The sequence below is a fragment of the Streptomyces sp. NPDC058674 genome, assembly GCF_042716505.1.
GTDB lineage: Bacteria > Actinomycetota > Actinomycetes > Streptomycetales > Streptomycetaceae > Streptomyces.
Genome location: NZ_JBHXSC010000103.1, coordinates 1 through 16,654, shown reverse-complemented (window position 1 = coordinate 16,654; position 16,654 = coordinate 1). Strand labels below are relative to the sequence as shown.

At 74.5% G+C, this 16,654-nt stretch carries 10 protein-coding genes and 1 pseudogene; 10 read left to right on the top strand and 1 reads right to left on the bottom strand.

What is annotated here, in order from left to right; genetic code table 11:
* Positions 1-11: 11 nt before the first annotated feature.
* The 8 genes and pseudogenes from ACFWU6_RS32140 to ACFWU6_RS32105 all read left to right on the top strand — a co-directional run.
* Positions 12-683, top strand: a complete 672-nt coding sequence (locus ACFWU6_RS32140) for a TauD/TfdA dioxygenase family protein (protein WP_383984810.1) — start codon at positions 12-14, stop codon at positions 681-683.
* Positions 684-705: 22 nt separating this feature from the next.
* Positions 706-1,140 (top strand): aspartate 1-decarboxylase, encoded by a 435-nt coding sequence (panD, locus tag ACFWU6_RS32135; protein ID WP_383813038.1) that lies wholly within the window; start codon positions 706-708, stop codon positions 1,138-1,140.
* Positions 1,137-2,516: a DUF6002 family protein gene (locus ACFWU6_RS32130; RefSeq protein WP_383984807.1), complete on the top strand. Its 1,380-nt coding sequence runs from the start codon at positions 1,137-1,139 to the stop codon at positions 2,514-2,516. The genes panD and ACFWU6_RS32130 overlap by 4 nt, the downstream gene beginning before the upstream one ends.
* A gap of 43 nt (positions 2,517-2,559) precedes the next feature.
* The gene (locus ACFWU6_RS32125) at positions 2,560-3,813 is read left to right on the top strand and encodes a GNAT family N-acetyltransferase (protein WP_383984804.1); all 1,254 of its coding nucleotides are present in this window, start codon (positions 2,560-2,562) and stop codon (positions 3,811-3,813) included.
* On the top strand, positions 3,810-4,919 hold the full coding sequence (locus ACFWU6_RS32120; RefSeq protein WP_383812597.1) for a hypothetical protein: 1,110 nt from the start codon (positions 3,810-3,812) through the stop codon (positions 4,917-4,919). Before ACFWU6_RS32125 ends, ACFWU6_RS32120 begins: the two co-directional genes overlap by 4 nt.
* Positions 4,920-5,054: 135 nt before the next feature.
* The gene (locus ACFWU6_RS32115; RefSeq protein ID WP_383984801.1) at positions 5,055-5,900 is read left to right on the top strand and encodes a methyltransferase domain-containing protein; all 846 of its coding nucleotides are present in this window, start codon (positions 5,055-5,057) and stop codon (positions 5,898-5,900) included.
* A gap of 102 nt (positions 5,901-6,002) precedes the next feature.
* Entirely contained in the window at positions 6,003-7,235 is a 1,233-nt protein-coding gene (locus tag ACFWU6_RS32110; protein WP_383984798.1) for an MFS transporter, read from the top strand.
* Positions 7,236-7,347: 112 nt separating this feature from the next.
* Positions 7,348-7,627 (top strand): annotated as a pseudogene (locus ACFWU6_RS32105) (hypothetical protein); the annotation flags it as partial.
* 48 nt (positions 7,628-7,675) lie between these two features.
* Here the strand turns inward: ACFWU6_RS32105 and ACFWU6_RS32100 are convergent.
* Complete coding sequence (locus tag ACFWU6_RS32100; protein ID WP_383984795.1) at positions 7,676-8,851, bottom strand: glycosyltransferase; 1,176 nt, start codon at positions 8,849-8,851, stop codon at positions 7,676-7,678.
* Between the two features lie 234 nt (positions 8,852-9,085).
* Between ACFWU6_RS32100 and ACFWU6_RS32095 the strand changes: the two genes are divergently transcribed.
* Complete coding sequence (locus ACFWU6_RS32095; RefSeq protein WP_383984792.1) at positions 9,086-9,754, top strand: hypothetical protein; 669 nt, start codon at positions 9,086-9,088, stop codon at positions 9,752-9,754.
* Between the two features lie 645 nt (positions 9,755-10,399).
* On the top strand, positions 10,400-16,654 hold a 6,255-nt coding region (locus tag ACFWU6_RS32090), incomplete at its 3' end, for a beta-ketoacyl synthase N-terminal-like domain-containing protein (protein ID WP_383984789.1).

Below are 16,654 nucleotides of genomic sequence, written 5' to 3'. Positions count from 1 at the left end.
CCGAAGAGCTGTTGTCGAGGACTTTCCATCAGTTGATGGACGAGCACGGATATGTGCTCATGTGCAATGTTCCCGAGGAGTTCGACTACGTCCGGTTCTGCCGGGGCCTCGGAAGCTTCGTACCCAACTACACGGGGGCCGTGGTCGGTGACGTCCGCCCCGAACCCGGCATGGACGACGTCTACCACGCGGGCAACACCCGCCCCCTCACTCCGCATTCCGAGGGCTACGACTTCGCCGTCACCCCGCCCCGGTACATCGCACTGTGGTGCATCACCCCGGCATCGGGCCCCGGCGGGGAGACGACCCTGATGGACACGCGTCCCCTGGTGGCCGCCCTCACCGACGTCGAGCGCAAGCAGTTGCTCGAAACGGACTACGCGTGGAAGACCACGGAGGGCGTCCAGCGGCTGGGGCTCGACCTGAAGACCCGCCACCCGATCCTAGAAGAGCGTTCCGGACGCGACATCGTCCGCTTCAGCTGCAACAACCTGATCCGCGAGGACGACGATTTCGCGGCCGCACTCCAAAGCCGCTGGCACGCCGCCTTCGACCGCGACCACGTCGCCGTGGAATACCACGAGCGGGACATGCTCGTGTGGGACAACTGGCGCCTGCTGCACGCCCGCAACGCATTCAGCGACCGCAGCCGTCACCTGCGCCGTATCCAGATCGCCGGCTGACCGGCCTCACGAGGAGTCATCCATGCACCGCACGATGCTGCACAGCAAGATTCACCGGGCCACGGTCACACAGGCGGACCTTCACTACGTCGGCTCGGTCACCATCGACCGCACCCTGATGGACGCCGCCGACCTCCTCCCCGGTGAGCAGGTCGACATCGTCGACATCGACAACGGGAACCGGCTCACCACGTACGTGATCGAGGGCGAACGCGACAGCGGCGTGATCGGCATCAACGGAGCGGCCGCCCGGCTGATCTCCCCGGGAGACCTGGTCATCATCATCGGATACCAGGTGGTGGCCGACGAGGAGGCCCGTACGGCGAGCCGGCACGTGGTGTTCGTCGACGAACGCAACCGGCCGCTCTCGATCGGTTCCGACCCTGCCGAGGTACCGGACTTCGCGGAGGCCGCCCGACTCGTGCGCGGCGACGTGGTGGAAGGAGCACGCCGATGACCACCACCCTTCCGTCGTCGCAGGCCCTCGCGGACACTGCCCTCCAGTGCCCGCGGGCACTGACCCACTACGACACCGAGTTACGGGCGGTACTCGCCGCTGCCGCGGACACGCCCGCCCCCGGCGGCGCGGACCCCGGCGGGTTCGCACCCGCCTGGGAACTGCCGGCCGCCGGAGACGACCTCGACCGCTTCTTCGCCCCCTCCGGCATCAGCGCCCACACCCTGGACGAGGACGGGGGCCGGCGCATCGGCCTCCTCAACCTGATGCACAACTCCCGCACCCGGACGACCAAGACGTTCGCCTCGCTGGTGATCGTGGCCCGAGCGGTGGCGCACATCCGGCGCACCGGCGAGTCCGTCGTGATCGTCACCCCGTCCAGCGCCAACAAGGCCACCGCACTGCGCGACGCGGTGCTGCGCGCCCACGAGTCCGCCCTGGTCACCCCCGACCAGCTGCGCATCGTGTGCGTGGTCCCGTCCGGCTCCACCGCCAAGCTCTGGCACTGCGGACTGGCCGGGGACGCGACCTCCCGTACGGCCCATCCGCTGGCGGTCCTGCGCACCGACGAACCGGGCGACGTCAAGCAGCTCGCCCGCGCGGTGGTCGAGCAGGAGGCCGAGGCCCTGTACGCGGACCACGGCATCCGCCTCTGGCACTCCCTGGACCTGCGCAACTACATGGTCGCCGACGCCGTACGGGCGCTCTTCGAGCGCGACTTCCTCCCCGAGGGGGACCGTACCCACGCGCATTCGGTCTCCAGCGCCTTCGGCCTGCTGGGCCACTTCCACGGCCAGCAGTGGCACACCCGCAGGCAGTGGCCCGACATCGGGGGCCAGTACTTCCTGGTGCAGCACCTGGGCACGCCCGACATGGTGTCCAGCCTCCACCACGGCCGCTTCGACCACCGCCCCGCCTGGGTGTTCCGCGACGGCCTGTTCCACCAGGACCAGGACCCGCACTTCCCGCAGGTCGCCCATGACCCCGGCGAGCAGCTCGACGCCACCTTCTACACGCACACACCGGCCACCTCCCCGCGGATGAACGAGATCATCGCCCGGCAGGGCGGCGGGGGTGTGGTCGTCTCCCTCATGGAATGCCTGGGGCACTACCCGCGCATCCGCCACATGCTGGCACCGCACGGCGTCCACCTCCCGGCCGATCCCCGGGACCTGCGGGAGTGGTCCCTGGTCATGGCCCTCACCGGTGTGCTCAACGGCATCGAGCGCGGCCTGATCACCACGCGGGAGGTCCTCGTCCACGGCTCGGGTTCCTACGGCACCGGGGACTTCCGCCCCGCCGACCCGCGCCACCTGCACCCCGTCGCCTCCCTGGAAGACCTGCGCCACGTGGTCCGCGCCGCCGCCGCTGCCTGAGACCGCGCGGCGGCATCACCCACCCCCTGCCCGGGAGCCTTCCGTGTCCGCTGTCCCCGCTCCGACCGAGTCGCCCCGCGCCGCCGCTGCCCCCGCCCCTGCCCCGCCCGCGCCCCGCGCGGGCGGGGGCGGGGGCGCCGGGCCCACCGCCGCCCGCGCCCGCATGGCGTACGCGTGGAACAACAGTCCCGCGCCGGCCTGGCGCACCCTGCGGCGCCTGCACGACGGCGCCGCGCGGCACGTGCCGGTGACGGTGTCCCGGGCAGCGCCGGGCCATCCCAGCATCGCCTACCTGGGGCTGCCCCAGGGCGAGGCGAACATCCTGCAACTCCTCGAACAGCAACGCTCCCGCACGAGCCCCGGTCCCGTACGCCGCGAGATCGGCCGCACCCGCCTGCGGGACCTGGCGTCCGGCCACTGGCCGGACGCGGACCTCGTCGTGGTGGGCGCCCAGGCGGGCCAGCTGCGCCGTCTACCCAACGCCCGGGCCGTGACCGCGCCGTTCCGCGTCCACCTCGTGGTGGACGTGCCGGCTTCCGCCGAAGAACTCGACGGACGGATATCGCGCCGGGAGCGGTGGGAGTTCCGCCGCAACCAGCGCGCACACCAGTGGACCCTCGAAGAGGACACCTCACCGGAGGCGTTCGACTTCTTCTACCGGACCATGCACGCGCCGACGATGCGCCGCCGCCACGGCGACCGCAGCCGTACCGAGAACCCGGCCGTGGCCCGGCACGCGATCCTGCGCCACGGCACCCTGATGTTCGTCACCTCCGCCGCAGGAGTGCGCGTCGCCGGCGTGCTGTGCCACTGGTCCCGGGACCGGCGCACCCTGACCACCCGTCTGCTCGGGGTCCGAGACGGTGAGCAGAGGCACTACGACGAGGGCGCGTTCAAGGCGGTCTACCACCTGCTCCTGCGGTGGGCCCGCGAGAACGGCGTCGGCCACGTGGACTTCTTCGGGACCGAGGCCTTCATCAGCAAGGGCATCTTCCAGTGGAAGCGCAAGTTCGGGCCGCGCGTGGTCCTGCCGCCCAACCACTTCTCCGACAAGCGCATCCGGCTCTACGTCCGCCGGGACACGCCGCAGGTCCGCGACTTCCTGGTCGCCAACCCCCTGCTGGGGCTGGAACCCGGTCCGGACGGGCCCGTGTTGGTCCCCACCTACTTCACCGACTCCGCCAGGCCGCCGCGTGCGGACCTGAGCGCCAGCTGCCCGGGGCTGCCCGCGCCCCGCCTCGTCGACCTCGACGCCTTCCTCTCCGGCGCCGACCCGGCGACGGCGGCGCGGACATGAGCCCGCCCCTGGTCGCCGTCGCCGGCACCGGAGCGTTCGCGGCGGCCCTCGTCAGGGCGCTGGCGCGCCACCGCCACCCGTTGCGGCTGCACGTGCTCGGCCGGCACGCGGACCGCGCCCGGGACCTGGCCGGCCTCGCACGCGACCATGCCTTCCTCGCCGGCACCCGCACCGCGGTCACCGCCGACCGGCTGGACCTCCAGGATCGCGACCGGACACGGCGGCTGCTGGCCGCACTGCGCGCCGACGTGCTCGTGGTGGCCGGCTCCGAGCAGTCTCCCGCCGAGGGCCGTACGACGCCCTCCGCGTGGACCGACCTGCTGGCCCGGTCGGGTTTCGGTCTCACGCTGGCCCTGCAGAGCGCGGTGGTCTCGGACCTGGCCGCCGCCTGCGCGCAGGCGAGTCCCGGCACCACCCTCGTCAACGCCTGCTTTCCCGACGCCGTCAACCCGCTCCTCCACGCCGGGGGCCTGCCCGTGGCGTGCGGCCTCGGCAACGTCGCCACCCTGGCCTCCGCCCTCGCCGCCCGGCTGGACCTCCCCGACCAGCGGCGCCTGCACCTGCTCGCCCACCACGCCCACCTGCACGCCCCGGCCGCGGCGGACGAAGACGCCCGCGGCTGGCTCGACGGCGCACCGCTGACGGACCTGCGTTCCCGGCTGGCCCCCGTGCGGTCCCGGCCGCGCCACCACCTCAACGAGGTCGGGGCCGCGGCGGGCGCCGCCGCCGTCGCCGCGCTGGCCGGGAGCGGCCCCGACCACCACGGCCACCTGCCGGGCCCCGGCGGACTTCCCGGCGGCTATCCCGTGACCGTCGGCCACCGCACGGTGCGGCTGCGCCTGCCCGACGACATCTCGTATGACGAGGCGGTGGCGTGGAACCTGCGCCGCGCCGAACTCGACGGGGTCGTCGTCGACGTCGACGGCGCCGTCCGCACGACTCCTGCCGCCCTGGCGGCACTTCGCGTCCACTGGCCCGACGCACCCGGTGACTACGGCCCCTGCGACCTGGAGTCCGTACGCGATCGGCTGCTGCGCCTGCGCACCCGCCTGCGGGCCCTGCCCGCCCTCCCGCTCCAGGAAAGCACCCACAGTGACCACGACTAGGGCAGCGGGCCACGCCTCCGCTCCCCCGCACCCCGCCCCGCAGACCACCACCGGCGGCTCCGCCGCCCCCGGCACCCCGCCGACCCGACAGGTCCCCGAACACCCCGCAGCGCGCGGGCATCCGAGGAGAACCGTATGACCATGGCAGACAAGTACCTCATGGGAGCCGCGGCCGGCGAGCTGGACCGCATGCTCTTCCAGGGCGAGATGTTCCGGCCGGAGGCCGAGCGCCTGCTGGACCGCTGCGGGCCCGGGCCGGGCGGACGGGCCGTCGACGTCGGCTGCGGGCCGCTGGGCATCCTGGACATGCTCTCGGACCGCGTCGGACCCGGCGGCGAGGTCGTCGGGCTCGACGTGCAGCCCGAGATGCTCGACTTCGCGCGCGTGCTCGTCGCGGAACGGAAGCTGGACAACGTCCGACTGGTCGAGGGCGACGCCGCCGCCACCACGGAGGAGAAGGGCCGCTTCGACTTCGTCCACACCCGGCTGGTGCTGATGAACGTCCCGCACTCCGGCGCCGTGTTGGCCGCCATGGTGGCCCTGGCCCGTCCCGGCGGTACCGTCGCGGTGCAGGACGTCGACTGGGTCACCCGCGTGTGCGACCCGCCCCACCCCGCATGGACGGATCTCGTCGACCTCGTCGCCGAGCTGTGGCGGCGAAGCGGCATGGACGTCCACCTGGGCCGGCGCCTGCCGCGCCTGCTGCGGGAGGCCGGGCTCACGGACATCGGTGTCGACGCCGGGATCCGGGTCTTCCAGCACGACCACCCCTACCAGACGCTCCTCGTGGACCGCGCAGAACTGTGCCGCGACGCCCTCGTCGACGGCGGGCTGACCTCACACGCCGCCCTCGACCGGCTCACCGGAGAACTGCGCGAACACCTCGCGCGGCCCGGCACCGTCGTCGTGCACCCCGTCCTCTTCCAGGCGTGGGGGCGGGTACCCGGCGGCCCGGGGACGGATCCCGCGCCGGGGAGCTGATTCCGCCCGCGGCGCGCGGGATACGCATGACAGAGCGGCCGCGGCCCGCCCCGGCGGCGGGACGCGGCCGCGTGGCGCACACATCGGACAGAGGGACATGGCGTGGACAAGCGACGCATCGTGCGGCGGCTCCTGACCGGCCAGGGGGTGAACGGTTTCGGGGACGGCCTGTGGTTCAGCATCTGGGCCATCTACCTCACCCAGATCCGCCACATCCCGGCCGGGAACATGGGGCTGGCCATGGGCATCGGCGGTCTCGTCGGGCTGCTCGCCGCCGTCCCCATCGGTGTGGCGGCCGAGCGCAGGGGCCCGCGCGAGGTGCTGTGCGCGGTCATCGTGCTGCGGGGTCTGGCGATGGTCGCGTACGTGTTCGTCGGCGGGTTCTGGTCCCTGCTCGTGGTGACCACCTTCTTCTCCGCCGTGCAGAGTTCCGGCGTGGGGGTGCGCGTCACCCTGGTCTACGGGCTGATGCCGGCCGAGGACCGGGTCAGGGTGCTGGCGCAGGGCCGTGTGGTGCAGCACATCGCCTACGCCGCCGGGGCGGGCGGCGCGATGCTCGTCCTGGCCAGCGGGGAGCCGGCGGTCTTCGTCGCCGCCGTCCTCATCGACGCGCTCGCCCTCTTCCTCACCGCGGCCCTGACGATGATCGTCCCGCCGGTCGCGCCGGTGCCGCGGGAGCGGCGCAGCTCCGGCATGCAGGCGCTGCGCGACCTGCCGTACGTGGCGATCATGGGCACCACCGCCGTGCTGTCCTTGTGCTGGGCCCTGCTGGCCACGGGGCTTCCCCTGTGGATCGCGCAGGACACCCGTGCGCCGCTGTGGTCGGCCGGCCTGGCGGTGGTGGTCAGTTCGGTGGCCATCGCCGTCTTCCAGGTACGGGTCAGCCGGCGCGCGGTGGGAATCCCCGAGGCCGTCCGGGCGAGCCGGATCTCGGCCCTGGCGCTCGCCGCCTGCTGCGCGATCTTCGCGGTGGCCGCCTGGACCGCTTCCCCGGTCCTCGCCACCTGCGTGATCATCGCGGGAATGGGCGCCCACGTGGTGGGGGAGCTCTACTACGTCTCCTCCCGCTGGGGCCTGTCCCTCGGGCTGATGGCGAAGAACGCCGAAGGGCAGTACCAGGGCGTCACCGCCAGCACCGAGGCGGCCGCCGTCGCCATGGGTCCGGCCCTGGTCACCGCCCTGGTCACCGGTCTGTCCCAGGCCGGCTGGATGATCCTGGCAGCCCTGTTCCTCCTCTCGACGGCGCCGGTCGCGGCCCTGGCCCGCCGGGCCGCGCGCGACGGCTTCCGAGCCGGAGCGGTCGACCACCGGTCCGCGCAGAGTGTGAAGCCGTGAAGCCGGTCGGGCTGGTCGGGCCGGGCGGGCCGAACGAGGGGGCCGACTGCCGCGAACGGCCCAGCGCGGGGCCGCAGGCCAGGCCGTGCGCCGGATGAGGTGCCAACGTCGCTCCTACGACCAGCCGCCCGGGCACGACTTCGACGAGCAGGTCACCCAGCCCTACGGGCTCCGGCACCAGGTGGACTTCGCGAAGGCGCGCGGCAAGCGGATCTCCTACCCCGAGTGGGGACTCTTCCGCAACGGCGACAACCCCGAGTACGTGCGGCGCATGCTGGAGTGGATCGCCGGGCACAGGCCGCTCTACCACAGCATCACCGACTACTGCCCGCACGGCGTGTGGCAGTGCGGTCAGAACCCGCGCTCCTCACGCGTGTTCCGGGATTTCCTGTCCGGCGAAGGAGACCGCGGTCACCTTCCGCCCTCGGCGACCGGGTTGACTACGAAGCCGGCCCGTACGGGTCGACGGCGGGCCGGCGCCGGAGCCCGCCCCCGGCGGCGGGGTCCTGCTCCGGCGGGGGCGCCGTGAGCGGGGTGCGGGCGGACGGCAGCCGGTTGCGCGCGAACTCCCTGTTCGCCAGCGTGTGCCGGCGGTAGGGCTCGGGCAGGTCCGGCAGTGCCAGCAGCCGGTCGCACGCGCGCAGGGACGCGGTCGTGTCCCCCACCCAGTACGCGGTGACCGAGTACTCGAAGAGCAGGCCCCAGCGGTACACCCAGGGCTGCACGAAGAGCAGGTCGTCCGGGGTCGGCCTGTCCAGGACGGACGCCGCGAGGGCGTGGGCGGTGTGGTGGCGCCCCGCCACGCGGAGCCCGGCGACCAGTTCGTAGCAGGCCTCCAGGCGTGCGGGCCGGGTCTCCCAGGCCCTGGACAGTGCGTCCATGGCGGCCGGCCAGTCGCCGGAACCGGCGTGCAGCACGCCGGCCTGAAACAGCGCGTAGTAGACCTCTTCATCCCAGCCACCCATGGCGGCCCGCTGCTCGTAGAGGCGGATCGCGGCGGCCGTGTCGCCCATGTCGCGCATGGTCTGGGCGAGGTAGAAGACGGTGCGGGTGTTGGACGGATCACGTTCGAGCTCGGCTCCGAGCAGGCGGGCGTCACGCTCGAACTTGTCGTGGCGCGAGCCGCCGTCGGCGAAGTCCTCGATGACGAGGGCGTCCAGATTGCGCTGCTCCTCCGCCTGGTCGTCACGGTCGCAGGTGAGGTACTCGTGGGTGACGCCCACGTAGCGCCAGGGCAGCTCCCCTCGGACCAGGCGCTTGATGCGGTACTCCGTGGTGCCCTCGTGGCGGAGCATGTAGGAGTCCGCGGTCAGGTCGGGCAGCGGGCCGTCCTGGCGGAGGACCAGATCGGCGTCGAGGAGCAGCAGGTAGTCGGCGCGGCCGGCGGCGTGCGCGATGTTGAGGCTGCGGTTGTGGCCGAAGTCGACCCAGGGCTCTTCGTGGAGTTCGCCCGGGATGCCGTGCAGGGCCCTGCGGATCAGGTCGTGGGTGCCGTCGGTGGAGCCGGTGTCGGAGATGACCCAGGTGTCGATCAGACCGCGGACGGAAGAGAGGCAGCGCTCGATGACGGCCGCTTCGTTCTTGACGATCATGCAGAGGCAGATGGTCGGCTTCACGGAGCGTGACCCTAAGCGGTACGTCGGCGCACCCGGGTCCGGCGCGCCGTCGACCGGCCCCGGCCGGCGGCGGGGAGTGCACCCGAGTGGCCGCGGAGACTGGGCCGTTCCGCTGACCTCCCGGCGAGGCGCGGAGCCGATGTGCGGTGGGGGTTCCCACCATGGCTCCGGAGTGCCGGACGTGCGTCCGGTCTTCGCAAACACGTCTGATCCTGCTTCGACAAGGGAGTGGCCATGAGTCCTGTGCACAGGACCCGCTCGACCCTGGGCCCGATGCCCGGGCGCAATGCCTGGCTCACCGGGGGCGCCTTCACCTCGCTCGCGCTGGTACTGACGGGTGTCGCCGGCCCTGCGGCGGCAGCCGCACCGGCGGTCAGGACTTCGATCGAGGTGCCTTCCCCCGGGGACAACTGCGAGAAGGACAGAGCAGGAGGACAGGCCGCGTCCGCCGACCCGGGCAGGTGCCAGGGTCCGACGGGTCCGCGCGGCCCCAGGGGCGACATGGGTCCGCGAGGCCCCAGGGGCGACAAGGGACCGACGGGGCCGACCGGGCCGTGCAACGACATCGACAGCCTGAACCCGAACAACACGGAGTCGTTCAGCGCCGCGCTGACCAACGGCGTCGCCTACGCGGGCCGGGCGAGCACGCCGGGCGGAGTTCCGGTGTGGCAGGACCTGACCAACGCCGACAACCCCGGCTTCCCGGCCGGAGCCTGCAGCATCTCCATCGAGAGCCGGGGCAACGACGCCTGGATCAAGGTGCTGACCACCGCCGGCACCGTCTACCAGACCCACGGCGACACCAACGGCACGAACTTCGTCTGGGACGAGGCCTGGGTACAGCTCCTGCCGTCCCCCACCCCGGGCACCCTGCGGAGCAAGCCCTTCAAGGACCTCCCGTAGTCACCGTGGTCGCCGTGCGGTGAACGGCGTGGCCGGAGAGTCGGCGCCGGCCACCGTTTCCGATCCGCCCTCCCCGGGCTCCTGGGTCCCCGGCCACCGGCCGGGGACCCGCGTCGTTCTCCCGGACCACCTTCCCCGTGATCGATATGGGGTCGGGCGGCGGCACCCGGTGCCACCGGTTCGTGCGGCTGCGGGGCGGTCTTCGGGTCCTGCGGCGACCGGCGTGTCCGCGTGGCGGGGGCTGGTGGCGGGCGGGAGCGGGCGTCCGGCGCGGGAACGGGAATCGGACAGAGCTCCGGACGGGCGGGGTTCCGCCGCGTCCGTCGACGACCCTACTGACCAGTACTTTCAACGTCCCGGTGCGCCCGGTTGCCCGTTGAATTCACGCCTTTCATTTGGGGCGGCGCATGGCGCGCCCAGGGCATCGATTTCCGGAATGCAGTGCACACCAGGGGGCTCCGGTCCCCCGGAGCCCCCTGGGGATCAGGGCCGCAGCGTTGACCCTTCAGTAACTTGCCGCTAGTTTCGCTACGTCCACCGAACGGCCCGAATTCCTGTTTCGGGCCCGCGCGACCCCATGCCTTCCTTCGGCGCTTTCGTTTGACCGAAATCCCCCCGGGTAATGCATCGCACATTCGGAGAATTATGACGTCGGCAGAGCACGTCCTGGACCTGGTCATCGGATTGACTCCTTTCGGCGAACCCGACGCGCGGCTCGCCGCCGCCGTCACGCGCGGCGGGGGGCTCGGCGTGCTGGACCTCGGAACCGGGGACCGCGCGGCCCGGGTGGCATGGAGTGACCTGCGCAGCTGGCTCCCCGGCCGCCACGGGGTCCGCGTCGGGCCGCGGTGCCGATTACCCCTCGACGACCTCGTCCGCGAGGACGGGTCCCCGCACACCGTGGTCCTCGGCGTCGGAGCCTCCTGGCAGCCCGGCCCGCTGCCCCGCGGCGTGCGCGTCCTGGCCGAGGTGACCGGCGCGCGGGAGGCTCGGGCCGCCCTGGACGCGGGCGCCCACGGTCTGATCGCCCGCGGCAGCGAGTGCGGTGGACGGATCGGTGAGCTCGGCACGTTCATCCTCCTCCAGCAGCTCCTCGACGAAGTGGGGCCCGACGGCCCGCCGGTGTGGGCCTGCGGGGGCATGGCACCGGGCACGGCCGCTGCCGCCGTGGCGGGCGGGGCGGCGGGGGTGGTCCTCGACACGCAGCTCGCGCTCCTGGCCGAATCAGCGGTTCCCGCGTCCGTCGCGTCCGTCCTGCGCGGGATGGACGGCTCCGAGACCACCGTCCTGGCCGGCCACCGGTTCCTGCACCGGCGCACCCCCGGGACCGCGCCCGCGCAGGACCTGCCCGGCGACCCGGAGCAGGTGGCGGCGCTGCTCTGCGGCCGGGGCACGGCGGGGCGCCTGCTGCCCGTGGGCCAGGACGGCTTCCTCGCGGCTCGATTCGCCGACCGCTTCCGCGACGCCGCGGGCGCCGTCCGCGCCGTCACCGACGCGGTGCGGGCCGCCGTCGAGGGGGACGGCGCCGCGGACGTCCTGCTACCGGGATCGCCCATGAGCCGTGCGCTGGGCACCCGTCTGCCCGTCGCCCAGGGCCCCATGACCCGCGTCAGCGACGGCGCGGACTTCGCCCGGGCGGTGGCCGACGGCGGCGCCCTGCCCTTCCTGGCCCTGGCGCTCGCCGACCGCGACCAGGCCCGTGCCCTGCTGGCCGAGGCGGGCGCCGCACTGGCCGGCCGGCCGTGGGGGGTCGGCGTACTCGGCTTCGCCCCCGAGGAGACCCGCACCGCCCAGCTGGAGGCCGTACGCGCCCACCGGCCCACCCACGTGATCATCGCCGGGGGCCGGCCCTCGCAGGCACGGGCCCTGGAGGCCGACGGCATCAAGGCCTTCCTGCACGTGCCCTCACCGGGCCTGCTGCGCCAGTACCTGGAGCAGGGCGCCCGGCGGTTCGTCTTCGAGGGCGCCGAATGCGGCGGCCACGTCGGTCCGCGCAACAGCTTCCCGCTCTGGGAGGCCCAACTCGCCGTGATCGGCGACTGGATGGACGAGGAACGGGACCACGGCCGGGGCCCGCGGCAGGACATCGGCCCGGAGCGGGCGGCCGGTGTCGAGGTGTTCCTCGCCGGCGGCATCCACGACGCACGCTCCGCGGCCATGGCCGCCGCCCTCGCCGCCCCGCTCACCGCCCGCGGCTGCGCGGTGGGCGTCCTGATGGGCACCGCCTACCTGTTCACCGAGGAAGCCGTCGCGTACGGCGCCGTGAAGCCCGTGTTCCAGCGGCAGGTCCTCGCCGCGGAGCGGACCGCCCTGCTGCGCACCGCGCCCGGACACGCCACCCGCTGCGTCCCGAGCCCGTTCAGCGACGGCTTCCGCGACGTGGAAGCCGGGCTGCGCGCGGCGGGCGTCCCCGGGCGGGAGGTGTGGGAGCGGCTGGAACGCCTCAACGTCGGGCGCCTGCGCATCGCCAGCAAGGGCGTCGAGCGCACCGCCGCCGGGGTCCTGGCGCCCGTGGACGAGTCCCGCCAGTACGCCGAGGGGATGTTCATGGCGGGCGAGGTGGCAGTGCTGCGCAGTGCGACCACCACCGTCGCCGCCCTGCACGCCTCCGTCACCGAGGGGGCCGCCGCATTCCTCGGCCGGCGCCCGGCCGTCCTCCGCGGCGGCCTCGTACCCGGTACGGCCCCCGGTACGGGCGCCGCGGACCGCGAGCCCGCACCCGCGCCTCTGGACGTGGCGATCGTCGGCATGGCCTGCATGTTCCCGCAGGCGCCGGACCTCGCCGCCTTCTGGGCGCTCGTTCTCGACGGGCACGACGCCGTCACCGAGGTGCCGCCGGAGCGCTGGGACCCCGCCGTGCACCACTCCCCCGGCCCGGGGGCGGCCAGCGCCTCCAAGTGGGGCGGCTTCCTGCCCCGGATTCCCTTCGACCCGCTGCGCTACGGGATACCGCCGACCTCGCTGGGCAGCATCGAGCCCGTGCAGCTCCTGGCTCTCGAAGCCGCCCGGCGCGCGCTGGAGGACGCGGGGTACGGGGAGGAGGGACGGGCCTTCGACCGTACGCGGGCGGGCGTCGTCTTCGGCGCCGAGGCGGGCAGCGACCTGTCCAACGCCACCACCCTGCGGGCGGTGCTCCCCTCCTACTACGGGCACGTCCCCGCCGGGCTGGACGAGCAGTTGCCGCAGCTCACCGAGGACACCTTCCCCGGCATGCTCGCCAACGTCATCTCCGGACGGGTGGCCAACCGGCTCGACCTGCGCGGCGCCAACTTCACCGTCGACGCCGCCTGCGCGTCCTCACTGGCCGCCGTCGACGTCGCCTGCAAGGAACTGCTGCTCGGCACCAGCGACGTGATGCTGTGCGGGGGCGCCGACCTGCACAACGGCATCAACGACTACGCCCTCTTCACCTCCGTGCACGCGCTCTCCCCCACCGGCCGCTCCCGGCCCTTCGACGAAACCGCCGACGGCATCGTCCTGGGGGAGGGCGTCGCCTGCGTCGTCCTCAAGCGCCTCGCCGACGCCGAGCGCGACGGCGACCGGGTGTACGGCGTCATCAAAGGGGTCGGCAGTTCCAGCGACGGCCGCTCCCTCGGCTTGACCGCCCCGCGTCCGGAGGGCCAGCGCGCCGCCCTGGAGCGCGCCTACCGCAACGCCGGGGTCTCACCCGCGCGGGTCGCCCTCGTGGAGGCCCACGGCACCGGAACCGTCGTGGGCGACCGTACCGAACTGGGCGTGCTCACCGAGGTGTTCACGGAGGCGGGAGCGGAGAGCGGTGCGTGCGTCCTGGGCTCGGTGAAGTCGCAGATCGGGCACACCAAGTGCGCCGCGGGACTGGCCGGGCTCATCAAGACCGCGCTCGCCCTGCACACCGGCGTCCGGCCGCCCACGCTGCACCTGGAGCGGCCCGTCCCCGCGTGGAAGGAGGGCGGCAGCCCGTTCGTCTTCCACCGGGAGGCACTGCCGTGGCCCGCCCCGCCCGAGCGGCGGCTCGCGGGCGTGAGCGCCTTCGGCTTCGGCGGCACCAACTTCCACGTCGTCCTCGCCGCGCACGCGGGCGGGGGGCCGCCGCCGGTCCACGCCCGGGACGTCTGGCCGGCGGAGCTGTTCACCTTCCGGGGCGCCACTCCCGCGGCGGCCCGCCGCGCCGCCGCCGAACTCCTCGACCTCGCCACCGCGGTCGAGGCGGGGACCGTCCCGTGGCGGCTGCGCGACCTGGCGGCCACGGCCTCGCACCGTGCGGGCCGGGCGCAGGGCCCCGTACGCGCGGCCTTCGTCGCGCACGATCCGGCCGAGCTGTGCCTGCGGCTGGGGTACGCGCTCGACGCCCTCGGCGCCCCGTCCGCCGACGCGTCGGACGAGGGCGCCGCGGCCGACAAGGCCGTCACGGCCGATGAGGCCGACGAGGCCGCCGCGCCGGGCCGGCCGGCGCCCGCCCCCGGCTCGGGGCCGGCGGGGGCGCCGCCGCCCGGCATCCACCTCGCGGAGCAGGCCGTCGACCCCGGCCTCACGGCGTTCCTGTTCCCCGGGCAGGGCAGCCAGCGCCCGGGGATGTCCGCGCACCTGTTCACCGCCTTTCCGGAGTTCGGCAGGCTGCTGGACTCCTGCGGCGACCGCGTCCCCGGCGCCCTGTACCCGCCGGCCGCGTTCGACGACGCCGCGCGGGAGGCCGCCCGGCAGGCCCTGACCGACACCAGGGCCGCCCAGCCGGCCCTGGGGGCCGTCGAACTCGCCGCGTACGGCCTCCTCACCCGCGCCGGGGTCCATCCCGATATGGCCGCCGGCCACAGCTACGGCGAGCTGGTCGCCCTGTGCGCCGCGGGCGTCGTCGACCCCGACGCCCTGCCCGGCCTCAGTGCCGCGCGCGCGGCGGCCGTCCTCGGCGCGGCGGGCGACGACCCCGGCGCCATGGCCGCCGTCGCCGCCACCCCCGGCGAGATCGAGCGGGCCCTCGGCGGCCGGCTCCCGGAGGGGATCGTCGTCGCCAACCACAACGCTCCCCGGCAGAGCGTCCTCTCCGGGCCGACGGCTTCCGTCGAGGCGGCGCTGCCGCGCCTGCGCGACGCCGGTCACGGCGCGAAGCGGCTGCCGGTCGCGTGTGCCTTCCACAGCCCGATGCTCGCCGCCGCCGGTCCCGTCTTCCGGCAGTCCCTGGCACAACAGCGGCTGCGCGCACCGGAGTTCCCGGTCTGGGCCAACCGGACCGCACGCCCCTACGAGCCCGACCCCGACGCCGTGCGCGACGAACTCGCCGCCCAGATCGGCTCTCCGGTGCGCTTCGTCGCGCAGATCGAGGCGATGTACGAGGCGGGCGCACGCACCTTCGTCGAGGTGGGGCCCGGCCGCGTCCTGACCCGGCTCGTCGCCGAGACGCTCGCCGGGCGCCCCCACCGCGTCGTCGCCTGCGAGCCGCGGGCCGACGGCGGACTGCCGGACCTCCTGGACGCGCTCGCCCGGCTCGCGGCCGCCGGGCTGCCGGTGGCCACGGACTGGATGTTCCGGGGCCGGGACGCCGTCGACGTCGACCGGGCACCCGCACCGCGCCGCCCCGGCTGGACGGTGGACGGACACCTCGTCCGCACCGCCTCCGGCGAGCCGCTCCCCGGCGCCCTCGCGCCGGCCCGACGAGTCGTGGAGACCCCCGTGACAACGAATCCCGGTCAGACGCCGGCCGGCGGGACCGGCGCGGCCGACGCCCTCGTCGCCGAGTTCCTCCGGACCAGCCGGGACATGATCGCCGCGCAACGCGACGTCCTCCTCGCCTTCTTCGGTGCCGCCCCGGAGGCCGGAGCGGCGGTGGGCGGGACGGCGACGGAACGGGCACCCGAGGGGGCGGCGCGGCTTCCGGCCGCCGCGGCTGCGCCCGCCGCGCCCGCGGAGCCCGGTCCCGTCCCGATCGACGGCCCCGCACCGGCTGCCCCGGCCGGGCGCGACGGGACCGGGGACCTCACGGAGGAGGAGGTGCTGCGCACGGTCCTGGAACTCATCAGCGAGCGCACCGGCTATCCCCTGGACATGGTGGAACCGGACCTCGACCTGGAGGCCGACCTCAGCGTCGACTCCATCAAGCGCGCGGAGATCGCCGGCGAGCTGGCCCGGCGCCTGGGCACCTCCGACGGCTCCGCCCTGCTCGCCCTGGGCGACGCGGAACTGGAAGAGCTCACCCGCGCCCGGACCGCCACGGCCATCGCCCACTGGCTGGTCACCCGCGCCGCCGTGCCCGCCGGCGGCGCGACAGCCGCCCCGGCCGGAGGTCCGGCGCCCGCAGGCGCAGCAGCACCCGTACCCGAGTCCGCGCCCGTGCCCGCAACGGCATCCGCGCCCGCGCCCGCACCAGCACCAGACGCTTCTGCGGGGGACGGGCCCCTCGTCGCCGCCCCGCGCCGCTTCCGGATGCGCCCCGTGCCCCTGCCCCCGCCGGCGCCAGGGCCCGACGCCGGACCGGCCGCGCTCGCCGGAGCACGGTACGCCCTGATCGGCGACGGCACCGGCGTCTTCCGCGGGGTCGCCGCGGAGCTGTCCGCACGGCTGGCCGGGCTCGGCGCCGAGCCGGTCGTCCTCGGGACCGGGCAGGCACCGGGCGGGACGGACGGGCCACTGGACGGGGTCGTCCTCCTCACGGCGCTCGGGGAGGACGGCGCACCGTTCCTGCCGGCCGGCTTCCCCCTCGTACGGGACGCCCTGCGGCGCGGGCCCCGACGGCTGCTCCTGGCCCGTGCGGCAGCCGGAGTCCGGGCCGCCGGGGCGGACGGACTGGTGCGGACTGCCGCCCGGGAGTATCCGGCCGTGGGTGTGCGCTGCGTCGCACTGGACCTGGGCACGGCCGCGTCGCCCGCCCGCGCGGCGGACGCGCTGGTCGCCGAACTCCTCGCGGACGACGCCGCGCCCGTCGTCCTGCGC